The sequence below is a fragment of the Lacticaseibacillus zeae DSM 20178 = KCTC 3804 genome, assembly GCF_000260435.1.
In the GTDB taxonomy this organism is placed as follows: domain Bacteria; phylum Bacillota; class Bacilli; order Lactobacillales; family Lactobacillaceae; genus Lacticaseibacillus; species Lacticaseibacillus zeae.
This window is the reverse complement of sequence record NZ_BACQ01000055.1, coordinates 1-14,461: the sequence shown is the minus strand read 5'-3', so window position 1 is coordinate 14,461 and position 14,461 is coordinate 1. Positions and strand designations below refer to the sequence as shown.

Annotated in this window: 16 protein-coding genes; 9 read left to right on the top strand and 7 right to left on the bottom strand. The window is 40.7% G+C overall.

Going from position 1 to position 14,461, the window contains the following annotated elements:
- Positions 1–495 precede the first annotated feature (495 nt).
- Both GSO_RS11190 and GSO_RS11185 read left to right on the top strand, forming a co-directional pair.
- On the top strand, positions 496–1,551 hold the full coding sequence (locus GSO_RS11190; protein ID WP_010492199.1) for an LLM class flavin-dependent oxidoreductase: 1,056 nt from the start codon (positions 496–498) through the stop codon (positions 1,549–1,551).
- On the top strand, positions 1,548–2,234 hold the full coding sequence (locus GSO_RS11185) for an NADPH-dependent F420 reductase (RefSeq protein ID WP_029345590.1): 687 nt from the start codon (positions 1,548–1,550) through the stop codon (positions 2,232–2,234). The genes GSO_RS11190 and GSO_RS11185 overlap by 4 nt, the downstream gene beginning before the upstream one ends.
- 463 nt (positions 2,235–2,697) lie before the next feature.
- Here GSO_RS11185 and GSO_RS11180 read toward each other — a convergent pair whose 3' ends face one another.
- Positions 2,698–3,195 carry a hypothetical protein gene (locus tag GSO_RS11180; RefSeq protein ID WP_010492195.1) on the bottom strand — a complete coding sequence of 166 codons (498 nt, stop codon included), beginning with the start codon at positions 3,193–3,195 and terminating at the stop codon, positions 2,698–2,700.
- 293 nt (positions 3,196–3,488) lie between these two features.
- Here GSO_RS11180 and GSO_RS11175 point away from each other — a divergent pair, with 293 nt between their 5' ends.
- From GSO_RS11175 to GSO_RS11155, 4 genes are all read left to right on the top strand, one after another.
- Positions 3,489–4,505, top strand: a complete 1,017-nt coding sequence (locus GSO_RS11175) for an IS30 family transposase (protein WP_010492193.1) — start codon at positions 3,489–3,491, stop codon at positions 4,503–4,505.
- A gap of 105 nt (positions 4,506–4,610) precedes the next feature.
- Complete coding sequence (folE, locus tag GSO_RS11170) at positions 4,611–5,258, top strand: GTP cyclohydrolase I FolE (protein ID WP_010492191.1); 648 nt, start codon at positions 4,611–4,613, stop codon at positions 5,256–5,258.
- A gap of 8 nt (positions 5,259–5,266) precedes the next feature.
- Entirely contained in the window at positions 5,267–6,028 is a 762-nt protein-coding gene (locus GSO_RS11165) for an SDR family oxidoreductase (protein ID WP_024047499.1), read from the top strand.
- Positions 6,029–6,547: 519 nt separating this feature from the next.
- Complete coding sequence (locus GSO_RS11155; RefSeq protein ID WP_010492184.1) at positions 6,548–7,726, top strand: IS256 family transposase; 1,179 nt, start codon at positions 6,548–6,550, stop codon at positions 7,724–7,726.
- A gap of 180 nt (positions 7,727–7,906) precedes the next feature.
- Here the strand turns inward: GSO_RS11155 and GSO_RS11150 are convergent, their stop codons facing one another.
- The 6 genes from GSO_RS11150 to GSO_RS15950 form a co-directional block, all read right to left on the bottom strand.
- Positions 7,907–8,278, bottom strand: coding sequence for a DUF488 domain-containing protein (locus GSO_RS11150; RefSeq protein ID WP_010492182.1), 372 nt, complete (start codon positions 8,276–8,278; stop codon positions 7,907–7,909).
- A 32-nt stretch (positions 8,279–8,310) separates the two neighbouring features.
- The gene (locus GSO_RS11145) at positions 8,311–9,522 is read right to left on the bottom strand and encodes an NAD(P)/FAD-dependent oxidoreductase (protein WP_010492180.1); all 1,212 of its coding nucleotides are present in this window, start codon (positions 9,520–9,522) and stop codon (positions 8,311–8,313) included.
- 182 nt (positions 9,523–9,704) lie between these two features.
- On the bottom strand, positions 9,705–10,880 hold the full coding sequence (locus GSO_RS11140) for an IS256 family transposase (protein WP_010492178.1): 1,176 nt from the start codon (positions 10,878–10,880) through the stop codon (positions 9,705–9,707).
- A gap of 89 nt (positions 10,881–10,969) precedes the next feature.
- Complete coding sequence (locus tag GSO_RS15955; RefSeq protein WP_010492176.1) at positions 10,970–11,530, bottom strand: ParM/StbA family protein; 561 nt, start codon at positions 11,528–11,530, stop codon at positions 10,970–10,972.
- Between the two features lie 131 nt (positions 11,531–11,661).
- Positions 11,662–12,249: a recombinase family protein gene (locus GSO_RS11130; protein WP_010492174.1), complete on the bottom strand. Its 588-nt coding sequence runs from the start codon at positions 12,247–12,249 to the stop codon at positions 11,662–11,664.
- Positions 12,250–12,362: 113 nt separating this feature from the next.
- The gene (locus tag GSO_RS15950) at positions 12,363–12,884 is read right to left on the bottom strand and encodes a hypothetical protein (protein ID WP_010492172.1); all 522 of its coding nucleotides are present in this window, start codon (positions 12,882–12,884) and stop codon (positions 12,363–12,365) included.
- A gap of 51 nt (positions 12,885–12,935) precedes the next feature.
- On the opposite strand from GSO_RS15950, the gene GSO_RS15945 reads away from it, so the two are divergent.
- Genes GSO_RS15945 through GSO_RS11110 form a run of 3 tightly spaced genes read left to right on the top strand, consistent with a single transcriptional unit; the run spans position 12,936 to position 14,149 of the window.
- Positions 12,936–13,478 (top strand): Alp7A family actin-like protein, encoded by a 543-nt coding sequence (locus tag GSO_RS15945; protein WP_439708963.1) that lies wholly within the window; start codon positions 12,936–12,938, stop codon positions 13,476–13,478.
- 2 nt (positions 13,479–13,480) lie between these two features.
- The gene (locus GSO_RS11115; protein WP_010492168.1) at positions 13,481–13,756 is read left to right on the top strand and encodes a hypothetical protein; all 276 of its coding nucleotides are present in this window, start codon (positions 13,481–13,483) and stop codon (positions 13,754–13,756) included.
- 15 nt (positions 13,757–13,771) lie between these two features.
- Positions 13,772–14,149, top strand: coding sequence for a hypothetical protein (locus tag GSO_RS11110; protein ID WP_010492166.1), 378 nt, complete (start codon positions 13,772–13,774; stop codon positions 14,147–14,149).
- Positions 14,150–14,461 lie beyond the last annotated feature (312 nt).

Here is a 14,461-nt window from a genome sequence, read left to right as displayed (position 1 = left end):
TTTTCTGCTCGGAGTCGCGATTTGGGCACTCGTCATTCTTTTCAACATGCTCATGGATCGCGTTCTATACGGCCACTTAATTTGGGGCGAGTATTTTAAGCTGACCGGATGTATTCTCATTGCAGTCATATTGGGAAGAATTTATTTTCCCAAAACCAAGTAATCCACGCGGGGAGTTTGCTTGACTTACATCAGTGACGCGTAGCCGATCCAATCGCTGTGCAGTTAGGTCGTGTTAACAATGTTTCAATAGTTCAAACAGAAAAGGCTACGAAATCAAATCGCGATTTCGTGGCCTCTTCTGTTTGAAATTTGAATGAAGATCATTCTCAAATTGTAATATTTAGCGTGTCATTCGATGTGCTATATTTTGACTTTTCCGAAGTTGGTACTGGGGACCTGATAAAATCTCTTGGTTGCTTTCTCGCCCAAAATATTCTATGATGTCGTTACTAGCTTACAAAAAGTAAGTAACACGCATGGGAGGCATTTTCGATGGTAGACATTGAGCATTTACAGTTTGGACTTGAAACTTTTGGTGACATTGTGGCAAATGAAGACGGCAGCTTACAGACCGCCGCTGCATCCATTCGTCAGATTGTGCGCGAAGGTGAGCTGGCCGATGACTTGGGCATTCAGGTCTTTGGGGTTGGCGAACATCACCGGCCGGACTATAGCGTTTCGAGTCCGGAAACGGTTTTGGCGGCGATTTCAGCAGTGACCAAGCAGATCAAGTTGGCAACGGCGGTCACCGTGCTCAGCTCTGATGATCCTGTGCGGGTTTATGAGCGATTCGCAACTTTGGATGCGCTGTCCAATGGGCGGGCACAGGTCATGTTGGGACGCGGGTCATTCACCGAGACTTTTCCCTTATTCGGCTATGACTTAACCGATTATGACGACCTATTTAATGAGAAACTGGGGCTATACGACGCGTTGCGCAATGAAAAGGCAGTGACCTGGTCGGGCAAGTTCCGTGCTGCTTTGAAAAATCAGGAAGTTTATCCGAAGACCGAAAACGGTAAACTTGAGACTTACATTGGCATTGGCGGCTCGCCGGAATCCGTGATTCGCGCGGTTAAGTTCGGTTACAAAGTGATCATTGCGATCATTGGCGGGCAAGCCAGCCGGTTCAAGCCGTATATTGAGCTATATCACGCAGCTGCCAAAGAACTCGGCAAGCCGGAGTTTCCAATTGCCGTGCACTCGCATGGGTTCATTGCTGATGACGAGAATGAAGCTGTCGAAGTGGCGTTTAAAAATATCAAAGCCAACTTTGATCGCATTGGGTTGACCCGTGGCTGGGCACCGATGAGTCGTGAACAGTTTGACGGTGAGACTAAGGTAGGTTCGTTCTACGTCGGCAACCCCGAGACCGTCGCGCGGCGCATGGCCGAAACAATTGACCTGCTCGATCTCGGTCGCTTCGACCTCGTCTATGGCGCCGGCAACCAGACTGCAGCACAGCGCGAGCGTATGATCGAATTGTATGGCACGAAAGTCATTCCGCGAGTTAAAGAGATTTTGGCAGAAAAGGCGGCGGTGAAATAATGGCCATTCAACGCGTAGGCATTCTTGGCGCAGGAAAAGTCGGCATCGTGCTGGCTGGTCTGGCGCTGGATGCCGGCTACACAGTGCGGATTTCCGGTTCGGGCTCCGTCAAGAAAATCGCCTTAACCATCAAAACCTTAGTCCCCGGCGCCATTGCGTCAGAGAATGCGGATGTCGTTGCCAACAGTGACATCATCCTGCTGGCGATCCCGCTCAGTCGCTACAAGAACATTGATGCAGACTTATTGAAAGGCAAACTGGTCATTGATGCCATGAATTACTGGTGGGAAACGGACGGCATTCGCGAAGAAGTCTTAGACCCGGACACGACTTCCAGCGAACAGGTCCAGGCTTATTTCAAGGATGCCAAAATCGTCAAAACGTTCAATCACATGGGCTACCATAATCTGCAAGAAGAAGCGCGGCCAAAAGGCGACCCGAGACGGAAGGCGCTCTTCGTCACCGGCAACGATCCTGACGCTGTTGCCACAGTGGCTGCCTTTGTTGATACAATGGGCTTCGACACGGTTGTCCACAACAATCTGGCAGATGGCATCATGACCGAACCGGGCAGTCCGCTATTCGGCGCCAGCCTGCGTTACGCTGAAGTCAAGGACATCATTGATCATTTTGATCAGACCGAGTTCGGTAAGCGGATAGCGGCAAAGGTTCATAGTCATTAATGGGTGACGGGGATTTGGTATAAAAGCAAGGCATACAGCTATTCGTGCTGCAGGTTCTTGCTTTTTGTTATACATGCCAAAGTTTTATCAGCAATAAAGAAAATCTGGGGATACAAAGCTACTAAGCTAACAGTGGAAAACAAGTACTCTGTTCAGCTAAAGCTTTGAAAGAATAAACTTGCGCGTTTAAATTCTTGAATGGGGTTATAGGAGATTCGTTTAAAAGTGTCAGACTGACAGTGCCACTTTCAGTGTTTAAAAAAAGCTATTCGACAAGTTGACTTGTCAAACGTTAAATTAATTGCGAATGCAAAAAGACAACCGCTTTTAGGCGATTGCCCCAAATCAATTTGTTTAGGTGTACCAATAAAATTAAGGAGGCACGTCAAGCTCTCTTATCTTAGATGACAATTTGAGAAAACACTGATCTAAGAATAATTATAGAAACCTTCATGTTGGTTGCTTACTTGACAACATACTTTGCGCCCCAAGTATCACTGTTGTTGCCATTATCGAAAGTCGTGTTGTACTGAAGTTGAAGCCCCTTCTTTTGAGCAATAGCAGAGTTAATGGCATCTCTAAAGTTACTAAACTGTGTGTTTGTTTTAATTAATGCTGCTGTAGCAAGAACACCAGCATATTTGTTAATAGCACCAAAAGCGGTGGCAAATGCCATTCTAGCATTTGCTTGGGAGTTTGATGCTGCTTTTACGGCTCCCATTTGAGAAGCTGAGTAATAAACATAAACCGTATAATTACCCAGACCATATGGGGTGATGCCGCGTTTTGCCGGTGCGGGATATGAGGCAGCTTGCACAGTAGCTGGTTCTTCGTTGTTAAAAGCCTGGAAAATAAATGACCCAGGTGTAGTTAGCCCGACAACAATTGCCAAAGTAAGGGGGAATACAGCGTAATTGGCAATTTTTTTGCCAATATTCAAATAATTGTTATTTTTTGACATTGCGTTTACCCTCCATACTGAGAAATTGAGTGACTGACATTTAGAATTCGAATTCGTGAGTTTATATTAATGCGCTTTCATTGCCGTGTCAACTGAATTGTCCAAAATTTAGTTGTTAACAATTTTACGCATAAAAGTAATTTTGAAATTCTTCCTTAAAGTTCCATATGATTTTGATTGTTATTTTAGTTCCCCAGTTTACAATTCAAGTGCAACACCCTGACGACTAGACCAAAAAGGCCATGAAGACCTATTCTTGTTAGTACTAGCTAAACAAGAAAGCAGGAATCTTCATGACCCACTCTCAGACTAACACCCACAAGCATTACCAACAACTCAGTTTTAGCGACCGTGCTACAATTCAGGCCCTTCGGGCTGCTAGTGACACCGCGACCGTGATTGCACAGAAGCTTCATCGCAGTAAAGCGACAATCTCACGAGAAATCACGCGTGGATCTGTAACTCAGCTCGACTCGAAGCGTCACTCGCATCAAGTCTATCTTGCGGAAACTGCCCAAGCCATGCACGACCGTAAACGCGATAGAACCGGTCGCTACGCCTTTCTTAAGACCGGCCGTGCGTTCTTCAAGGCTCTCGCCAGGGAGCTTACTCGTAAGCCGCGCGTACACAGCGTTGATAGCTTCGTACACTTCTATCGCGACCAGGGCAAGGCTTGCCCTTCAACGACAACTGTGTATCGCTACATCGACGCCGGGCTGCTTGAGCTAGACAACATGACACTTCCCAAGAAGCTCCGACGCCGCATCAAAGGCTATAAGAACGCCCACAAGCGCAAGAATAAGAAGATATACGGCGACTCAATCGAGTTGCGTCCTGCGGCCGTGAATGACCGCACAGGTGTGGGACATTGGGAGGGTGACTTGGTCAAAGGCATTCGCTCAGCTGATGAGCCAGCATTAATGACCCTCACAGAACGGTACAGACGGACTGAAATCATCGTCAAGATTCCTGACTATCATGCGGACACCTGCCTTAAAGCCTTGCAGGACACGATCGACGACTACGGGGCCAAGGAATTTGAGAGTATCACTTTTGACAATGGTTCCGAGTTTGCCAAGTTATCAGAGATTGTTGGAACCCAGATTTACTTCGCACATCCGTACTCGCCTTGGGAGCGTGGCACAAACGAGAACGCCAATGGACTGCTTAGGGAATTCTTCCCGAAAGGGAAGTCTCTCAGAGCAGTTACCCTGGTTGAAATTCAAGCAGTCCAATCCGCACTGAACCATCGTCCCAGACGTATTCTGAACTATCTTCGCCCATGCGATTACTACCGATGCATGGCGTAACAGCCTAGACCACTATCAAGAATTCGTTATCATCGTTGCACTTGACTTGAAAATTGAGGAACTTGAAGTAGACTTAAGTTATTATTGAGTTAGGAGATTCATATCATGACAACAAACAATGATCATTACAATGAAGCTGAATTACTTGCCAGCTATTTTCCCGAAACTGCAAATAACTCAGAACTATTACAGCAAAAGTTAACTGATGTTCAACAAATCGAACAAGCACTGCAAACTTTAATGGCTCTCTGTGGTCAAGACGACAATAATCCCGATTTAGATAAAACGCCCTTTCGTGTGGTAAAAGCCTTTCTTGAATACACCAGTGGTTACCGCGAAGATCCTACTGCCCATCTAGAAAAAGTCTTTGATATTCAACAAAATGATCCTATTATTGTAAAAGATATCGAATTTTATTCGATGTGCGAACATCATTTTGCACCCTTCTTTGGCGTAGCTCACGTTGCATATCTTCCTGATCAAAAAGTCACCGGACTTTCCAAAATTGCACGGGTCGTTGAAGGTTACGCGCGGCGTTTCCAAGTTCAAGAGCGCTTAACGAATCAAATTGCCGATGCAATTGATACCGTCTTGCAGCCTAAAGGGGTTATGGTAGCTATTGAAGCGAAGCATTTATGTGTTTCAAGTCGCGGCGCTAAAAAAGAACAAGCGCAAACTTTCACGCTGGCTAGTCGTGGTGCTTACATTAAAGATAGCCAATTGCGGTCAGAATTTATGACTGCTATTAAGTGAGGTCACTAATGAGTAAAAGAGTCGCTTTTATTACAGGGAGTACTACGGGACTGGGCGTGCAAATGGCCCATAAACTTGCTCAAGCAGGCTATCAATTAGCCTTAAATTACCGACACAGTCAAACAGCTGCGTTACAATTACAACAAGATTTGGCACAATGCTATCAAGTCAATGCTCGCCTTTACCAAGGCGATGTAAGCCAACAAGCTGACGTGGTACGAATGATTGAACAAATTAAACTTGATTTTGGTCACTTAGATATTTTAATTCTTAACGCTGGTCCCTTTATTCACGATAAATTAAAACTCGTCGACCATACCCCAGCCCAGTGGCATGACATGATGAGTGCTAACCTTGATAGTTTTTTCTATTTAGTTAAGGCAACGGTACCTATGATGGAAAAACAAAATTGGGGCCGCATTATTGCGCTAGGCTTTGACCAAATTGACCAAGTCTCGGGTTGGCAATATCGTGGTGCTTATGCCGCCGCTAAAACTGGTGTGGCCGCGGCGATTAGAACTTTAGCGCTTGAAGAAAAAGACTATCAAATTACTGCAAATATGGTCTGCCCCGGTGATATTAAAGCTGATCTTAAAGAAGCTGACATTGAACAAGCCCAGAAACTTGCACCTAATCAGACTAAACGAAAAGCTGCTGGTGAAGATGTTGCTCGCGTTATTGCCTTTTTATGTGCAGAAGATTCAGACTATTTAACCGGCAACATCATTAACTTAGCTGGCGGCGAAAATATTATTCATCGTCATGACTAAAATTTAAACTACTAGTAACAACTAAATATGGTATAAAATTATCCTTCCGAAAATCACTCAATATTTTCGGAAGGCTATTTCTATTCTTGATAAATTTTAAATAGCCACACTTTGACCGACGCCGCCAGCAAATATAACCAGTTATTGAACACCATGGTGTCTTAACATGTCTTTCAGTTCCGGGAAGCCCAATTCGAAATGCGCCACTTCATGTGCATCAGAACCTAAAGTGAATTTAGTGCCACCAAGTGACTGCCATAACTCAATCGCATATTCATATAGCCTAAATTATGACGCAAAACAATACTTTTAGCATTCACTTCCAGTGTCAAATCATGTGCAATCGCATTGCGAAACACTTGCACCAGCATTGGTTCTGCTAACCGTTGGAGACTGTAAAATAGTTTGTGTAAGGATGAATGATTCCTTAAATTAATTTTCAAAAACATTAGAAAAAGGAGTTCCTTTCTCGTATGATTGGTTTGAACAAAAAACACATACAGAAAGAAGAACTCCTTCATGAATGATTTTACCAAAAATATGGCTCAAGCTCTATTCAATCAAGACAAAATAAACGATTTATTGCGCAAAGAACTCCAGCAAGCAGTTAATGACTTGTTAGAAGCTGAATTAACTGCCTTTTTAGGTTATGATCCTTATGCAAAAGACGGCTGGAATACTGGTAATTCTAGAAATGGCGCGTATTTCCGTAAAATTGATACCCAGTTTGGATCAATTGAAATCCAGGTGCCACGAGATCGCAATGGTATGTTTCATCAACACACTCTGCCAGACTATAAACAACATACTGATCTCTTAGAAGATATGGTTATAAAGCTTTATTCTAAAGGTGTAACCACTAGAGAAATAGCTAATTTGATCGAAAAAATGTATGGCAGCCATTATAGTCCCGCTCAAGTGTCTAATATCTCTAAGCAAATGATTCCTAAAGTTGAGGCTTATCACAAGCATAAACTGAGCGATAAGTTCTTTTGTGTTTATCTTGATGCAACGTATATACCGTTGCGTCGAGAAACTTTTGAACGAGAAGCAGTATATATTGCCATTGGTATCAAGCCCAACGGTCACAAAGAAGTGATCGATTATTGCATAGCTCCTAGCGAAAATATCGAAGTCTGGACGGAGTTGCTTCAAAATATGAAAAGCAGAGGCCTTAAACAAGTTGAATTATTTTTATCAGATGGTGTTGTGGGTATGAAAACTGCACTAATGCAAACTTATCCTAAAGCTCACTTCCAGCGCTGTTTGGTTCACGTCATGCGTAATATCTGCGCTAAAGTACGTGTAGAAGACCGTGAGGCAATTATGAACGAATTCAAGCAGATTCACCAGCAAGCCAATAAAGCAGCTGCTGTTGATGTATTGCATGCCTTCTATGCCAAATGGGACAAGAGTTATAATCATGTCATAAGAAACCTGAAAGACATCGAGCCGGACCTGCTAGTTTTTTATAACTATCCGAAACAGATCAGAAGTTCAATCTATTCAACTAACATGATTGAATCCTTTAATAATGTTGTTAAGCGCAAAGCCAAACCTAAAGCAGAGTTTCCAACTGAACAGTCGCTTGATACTTTTATTGGAATACAAGCAATGAGCTACAATGATCGATATTTCAAGCGAATCCACAAAGGCTTTGGTCAGGTTCAGAACACCTTAGAATCTTACTTTGATTAAATAAAGAATAAAAAATCAATCTATGAGAAAGATCTATTTACACAAAAGATTTGACAGTTTCTGATTTTTTGACGCTGATTAATGACTTTACTTATATTTTATGCTCTTAACTAAACAAGTCAATTAATGCTAAATAAAAAAGCCTGAATCAAGTGATCCAAGCTTTTTATCAGGTATAACTTATTCCAATTTTTGTTCTAACCATGCTTTTAAAACCACAGCTTGATTGTGTTGCTCGTTTTTGGCACCATAAATTAAAATTACATCTTCACTTTGTAAACAGAGACTAATAAAATCAAGCACCGCTGCACTTAATGGATTGGCGGCAATTTCAGCAAGATAGCGTTGCTTGAATTCAGGATAGCGCTCTTCTTGATGATTAAACCATTTCCTTAACTCAGAACTTGGCGCTAATTCTTTAAGCCACCATTGATAAGGTAAATCAGCTTTAGCGAGCCCCCGAGGCCACAAGCGATCCACTAAAATTTTATAACCAGATGCCCGTTTAACTGCTGCTTGATCATAAGCGCGAATTAATTTAATTTGTGGCATAACAACTTGAACCTCCTTTTAAAAATCACATTTTATAACGTGGATAATGGCTGATTAGTATCGGCAAACCGTTCTGAATCTAATGGTTGACGGCGTGACATTAATTCGGTAACGTCAGCACGCTCGTCATTACCATTAGCAAACAAAATAGCCAATGGTACTTGATTTTCATCAACATAAGCAATTGTAAACTTACCAGAATCAAGATTACCGCGGATAAAAGTTTGATCCCACTTAGTCGTATGACCTAAATATTCAAAGGTTTGATCATACTGATCTGTCCAAAAATATGGTAAGACATCATAAGGCTGACTTTGTGGCTGGATCAGATTAGCGGCAACATTTTTACCGTGACTTTGCGCATTTTCCCAATGTTCCACATGAATCTCTTCACCCTGGAACGGCCAAATAGTAGCATCGCCAACAGCGTAAACATCTTTCAGTGCTGTTTCGCCATATTCATTAACGACAATATTCTGCCCTAATTCCAAATGATCTGCTTTAATTGACGTGTTAGGAACTGCACCAACACCAACAACAACCATTTGTGCAGGAATTGTTGCACCCGTATCAGTTACCACCCCAGTGACTTGATGCTGTTGGTCATGCGTAAACGATTCAACACCACTACCTAAAACAAATTTGACGCCCTGTTCTTGATGCATCTTAACGAAATATTCTGAAGCCTGTGGACCAACTACACGTCCCAATGGATGTTGACCATGTTCAACAACTGTGACATTAAGGCCTAACTTTCTAAAGGAGCTAGCCAATTCTAAACTAATAAACCCAGCGCCAATTAAGACCACATCTTTAACTTGCTCGCTCCACTGCTTAATCTTGATCGCATCGTGATAACTTCTTAAGTAAAAAATTCCTTCAGCGTCATCATTAGGCAAGTGCAAATGACGTGACTCTGCACCCATAGCTAGAACAAGTTGACCATAAGTAATTTCTTGATGATCTGCTGTGACAACTTTCTTCTTCTCATCATGAACCGCCACAACTTCGGTATTTAATTGTAACTTAATCTCATTTTCAGCAAAGAACGATTCCGGTTTAAAAATAGGTGCATCTAACTTCTTGCCTGTCAGCCAATTTTTAGATAATTTATAACGATTATAAGGCAGTGCGTCTTCGCGATCAATTAAACAAATACTACCTGAAAAACCTTTAGTCCGTAATGCCTTCACCAAATAAAATCCGGCCGTTGAACCACCGACAACTACAATATCAAACTTCATAGGGATCCTCCTAATCTGAATTCGAATTATAACTTAAGTCTAATGCAAAAAGAATAACCACGCAAAATATCGGCTTGTTAGTCTAGCCGATTGACCAAATAAAAACACCATCCAAAAAGGACGAGAGCGTCAAGAAGTTTGTGTAAATAACAAGAAGACTTCTTCGTATCATTTTGTCTAGCTTAAAACATTGATTCTAAAGTATCTTGGCACTGCTTAAAGCCATTATGAGCTCTGCCGAAGTATTTCTCGTTGTACTCTAAGATAATTGTCGCAAGGAAACGGTCAAGTGCTGATTCATTTGGAAATTGTTCTTTGACTTTTGTCTTGCGCTTCAGCTTTTTATTGAATGATTCAATAATGTTCGTTGAGTAAATTGTTCTGCGAATACTCGGAGGAAATTCTAAGAAGGTTAGTAAATTAGACGTACTGGCTAAATTTCTAACCATTCGAGGATACTTTGACTCCCAATGATCGATAAAACGATTTAAAATTAGCTGGGCTTCATCACGTGTTTTTGCTCTGTGGAGTTCTTTGAACTCATTAACGACCTCTGCACGGTCGTTTACGCGAACTTTCTGCATGATATTCCGTGACATATGGATCAGACAGCGTTGAAATTTAGCTTGAGGATAATTGTGGTTAAGCGCTGAATCCAAGCCAACTAAGCCATCTGCGATGACTAACTGGACGTGTTTAATACCACGACTGACTAAACCAGTTAGTAATTCGGACCAAACTTCTGAATTTTCCGTTGGTGCAATACAGTAATCTAAAATTTCTTTATGACCATCTGCTTTAATACCTAAAGCGACATAAACCGACTCTTTTTGAACCGTATCACGACGTAAGGGCACATAAGTTGCATCAAGGAAAAGACAGACGTAGTCTGTCGAACTAAACCGCCGCTGATGATAAGCAGTCACTTGATCCTCAACAATGGCTGTAATGTTGGAAATCGTAGTGGGTGAATAATGAGTTCCATACATCTTTTCGATTAAGTCAGCTATTTCTCGAGTTGTAATTCCTTTTTCGTATAACTGTATAATCGTCGTTTCCAGTGCATCTACTCTTCGAGAATAAGGTGGGATTAAGTTAGCCTTAAACTCGCCCTTGCGATCACGTGGGACACAGATACTCAGCTTTCCATACTCTGAATCAATTTGACGAAAATATTGGCCATTTCGAGAGTTACCAGAGTTGAAACCTTGACGATCATAAGGATCGTAGCCTAGAACAGAAGTTAACTCGGCTTGAAGTAACGTATTTAATGTATCCTGCAGTTGTTTTCTAAAAACTTCTTTTAAATCACCATGAGATAGTAGTACATTTGCCAATTCTTTGTTAAACTGATTCATAGGGGAAGACCTCCGTTGATTTGGTTTAGACGCTTATAATCATACGGGGAAGGTCTTCCTTTTTTCAATACTCATTTACACAAAATATTTTACACTCTCAAATCTTTGTTCTTGATAAAGCCCTCACCATCTAATAGCTCGTTATATAAGGTGCCGATTGGTTGGGGCAAAATATAAACTTTACGAACTCTTACCGTCACGATTTTATCGTCAATAGTAACTTGGTGTTGGCCCTCTAAGACTTTTAATAAAGCTTTTAATTGTCCTTGGTCAGCATAATCTCCAGTTGGAAGTCCAGCAGTGACGACTACTTCTAAAACTTGATCTTTAGCCGCTTTGAAATCACTTGCTAGTAATCCCAGCGCAAAATTGGCTAGTAATTTAAATGCTTCACTATCGTATCGAGCACCATACATGATTGTATCCGCTAAATATTCGTCAAGGTGAAGTCCGTCAATATCTCGACCCCATACGTACTTATCGTCGCTAAAAGGGACTGAATAAGTGTGTAGGTCATTATTCATTGTAGAATTGCCAACTGACATCGGCATGTCTGCTTGGTTTAAATATCTTGAAGGCAGTACATATTCAGCTTTGCTACTTTTTAATTTGGTCTGTTTGTTTCCTAAATCTAAGCTAAAAATATCCATAAAGCATTCTCCTTTATTTGCATTATATTGTGTATATACAATATACCACATTACATGCTATTTGTAAATAAACAGAATCACAAAAAATGCAACTAAATTAAGTTGCATTACAAAAAGTACCGCTTTGCATGTCATTTTCGTTTAATCTTGAATTTCTTTCGATACCGAATAAAGGTTGTCCGCTTAATCCCAGTATTTCGGGACACATCAATGTCACTCATGCCAGCTCGATAAAGCTTAAAAGCATGTTGCAAGCGGGGATCGTCTTGGGTGTATTGGGGTTTGCGCCCGTGATATTTACCTTGCTGTTTTGCTAGGGCAATTCCTTGTTGCTGACGTTCGATGATCCGCTTACGTTCGCTTTCCGCCTGATATTTATACAGTTCAATGATGAGGTTAGTCATTAGTTGACGCAAGTTAGGATCAGCAATCCCTGTCATGGACGGCAAATTTAACACATCTAGGGTGGCGCCTTTATTTTGAATGGTGTTCATAATCTGAGTTAGGTCCTGATTATTTCTGCCTAAACGGTCTAGTTCAGTGACTATGACAATATCACCATCGCGAATATAAGCCAGAAGTTTTTGCAGTTCTGGCCGATTAGTATTAGCTCCACTTAGTTTATCCGTGAATAGTTTGTCAACGCCTTTTAAGGCAACTAATTGCCGATCTAAATGCTGCTCTTTAGAGCTCACGCGAGCATAACCTATTTTAGCCATTGTCAACACTTCCTTTTGGACAGTTCTAATGAACATTTATAATCACCAGTATAGCACTAAGCCAAAAAAGGCCACTAGGGTATACCCTAGTGGCTATTTTCGGTTTAGTACTATTAATTCAGCTTTTCTATATTCAATGACCTTAGTTCCTCTTTTTTGAAGTATTGTGTCGCAAAGCAAAAAGAAGGTTGTATGCCTAAGTTTGTACCAGCTTCATTACCATAATTTGATTTTTTGTATGGAAACACAATGCCCAATCTGAATTCGTTTTGTATTGAGTACTTCATTGACTTCGTTCCTAGCATGCCTCGGCCAACTTGCTCCACAGACTTTTTACCTTCAAAATAGTCTTTTTCAAGTTTGTCCATTCTATTTACGTAATCCGTGATATACCAAACTTTTCGAGCAAATATTGTTGTTTCTTTTAGGATACCTTCTCGCTTACCTGCTTGGCACTCCTTAATTACATTCAATAAGTGAATCATATTTTGATAAGGAATAAAAATAAAGTCACGATTCTTGCCTAATTTTTCTTCGCATTTTATTAATGAGCATGATATTTCTTCCTTTACAAAACCGTTTTTGTCAAAGGAGTTTATATCTAGTTCTGTAAAACTAGTTATAAAAGCTGGCATGTCTAACGCTAGCTTTTCAAGTTTTCCCTCAAATTTATCATCAATTAAGTTATCAGCAGCTTCTTCACTATTTTTTGTAAAAGTATCAAAGATTTACTAGACGAAAAAGTTGGAATTGTTGATGTAGGTGGTGGCACAATTTTAATTGATACGATTTTAAACTTTGAGCTAAGTGGCAAAAACCGCCATCAATTTAACACGGGTGTAAATGATCTATATGAAGCCATTGCCAACGGGATTAATGGTGATACTAGCCTTTATCAATTAGAAAAAGATTTACGGCAAGGCAACCAGCAACATCATTGGAGTTATCGCTTTTCTAAAAATCGTCAAGATGATATTACTGATTTGGTTTGCAAGGAAATTGACCGGTTTACCCGGCGCTTAGTTGCTAATGTAACTTCAACGTTAAAGAACCTTAATAGTATTGATACTTTGTTCTTTACCGGTGGTGGAGCCAATTTGCTTAACCAAAAAATCTTGAATACTACTTTCACTAACGCAGTTATTGTTAAAAATACAGAAGTTGCTAATGTTAACGGATTTTATAAGTACGGATTAAGTCAACAAGCTCAAAACGAAGGGAGCAAGTAATCATGGGAAAAGTTAAAACCTTGAACGTCCGACTAAATCCCGAGAAAATTGTCGACAAAGAAATCCTTGATTACTTTGATAAATCATTAATTCCTAAAACCACCCTTGTTAAAACCGCTTTAATTCACGAAATTGAACGGTTAAAGGCTCAAGGTGATCCTTATGTTAAAGATGAAATAAAAGCTCCAGAAGCACCTAAAAATAGCACAGAATCACCATCTAATTCCAAAGAACGCTTGCAAGGAGGATTTAATGCCTTTTCAGACAATGATATTTAGAAAGAGGGCCTTGTTATGGGAATTCCAATAAGTGTTATATTTTTGTTTACCAGCCTTATTGTCTTTTGGATAATCCCAGCCATTGGAATTGCAAAAAATCACCTGGTAGATGACCGCTTTTTTATTCGACAGTGGTTATTTCCAATGCAGTATTGGTTACAGCTATTATTTGAAAGAATCAGCGGTAACCGTCGTATTGTCGTAAGAATTTTACAGATAATGTCTCTGTTTATCACGTATTTTTGCGGGTTACTTATGCTCCTCGTGTTTAGTGCTTTTGATATTAATACAGCCAAGCATTTTAGTGTTTTTATATTATTTGAATATTTACTGGTATCTTCTATCGCCTACTGGTTTCAACCAAAAGCTGGCAAAATATACAAGACCAAATAAAGTTGCCGCTAGGTAAGCGCTATGCTAGACTAAGATTAATTTAACAACCGAATAAAGAGATCAAGCTAAACAGAAAAATCCCCGATTCACGAGGAATCAGGGATTTTTGGTTTAGCAAGTAGCTACACAACAGCTACTTAGATTCAGTCGATTTAGACCTGCAAGTTAAAATCGACTGAACATTGTTCTTAATTTGTAGGTTAATTATACCGCAAACCAGTCCCAAAGGACAAGTTAAGGATAGTTAAAAAACAAATTAAATCCAATGGACTAAGTAGCTAACTGGAGCTATTTAGTCCATTTTTTGGGCTC

Excerpts from the sequence above, each read along its gene's own strand:
- GSO_RS11165 (WP_024047499.1), top strand. The coding sequence starts at position 5,267 with ATGAGTAAAAGAGTCGCTTTTATTACAGGGAGTACTACGGGACTGGGC.
- GSO_RS15950 (WP_010492172.1), bottom strand. The coding sequence starts at position 12,884 with ATGCCAGCTTTTATAACTAGTTTTACAGAACTAGATATAAACTCCTTT.
- GSO_RS11110 (WP_010492166.1), top strand. The coding sequence starts at position 13,772 with ATGGGAATTCCAATAAGTGTTATATTTTTGTTTACCAGCCTTATTGTC.
- GSO_RS11150 (WP_010492182.1), bottom strand. The coding sequence starts at position 8,278 with ATGCCACAAATTAAATTAATTCGCGCTTATGATCAAGCAGCAGTTAAA.
- GSO_RS11175 (WP_010492193.1), top strand. The coding sequence starts at position 3,489 with ATGACCCACTCTCAGACTAACACCCACAAGCATTACCAACAACTCAGT.
- GSO_RS11190 (WP_010492199.1), top strand. The coding sequence starts at position 496 with ATGGTAGACATTGAGCATTTACAGTTTGGACTTGAAACTTTTGGTGAC.
- GSO_RS11130 (WP_010492174.1), bottom strand. The coding sequence starts at position 12,249 with ATGGCTAAAATAGGTTATGCTCGCGTGAGCTCTAAAGAGCAGCATTTA.
- GSO_RS11145 (WP_010492180.1), bottom strand. The coding sequence starts at position 9,522 with ATGAAGTTTGATATTGTAGTTGTCGGTGGTTCAACGGCCGGATTTTAT.
- GSO_RS11140 (WP_010492178.1), bottom strand. The coding sequence starts at position 10,880 with ATGAATCAGTTTAACAAAGAATTGGCAAATGTACTACTATCTCATGGT.
- GSO_RS11180 (WP_010492195.1), bottom strand. The coding sequence starts at position 3,195 with ATGTCAAAAAATAACAATTATTTGAATATTGGCAAAAAAATTGCCAAT.
- GSO_RS15955 (WP_010492176.1), bottom strand. The coding sequence starts at position 11,530 with ATGGATATTTTTAGCTTAGATTTAGGAAACAAACAGACCAAATTAAAA.
- GSO_RS11115 (WP_010492168.1), top strand. The coding sequence starts at position 13,481 with ATGGGAAAAGTTAAAACCTTGAACGTCCGACTAAATCCCGAGAAAATT.
- GSO_RS11155 (WP_010492184.1), top strand. The coding sequence starts at position 6,548 with ATGAATGATTTTACCAAAAATATGGCTCAAGCTCTATTCAATCAAGAC.
- folE (WP_010492191.1), top strand. The coding sequence starts at position 4,611 with ATGACAACAAACAATGATCATTACAATGAAGCTGAATTACTTGCCAGC.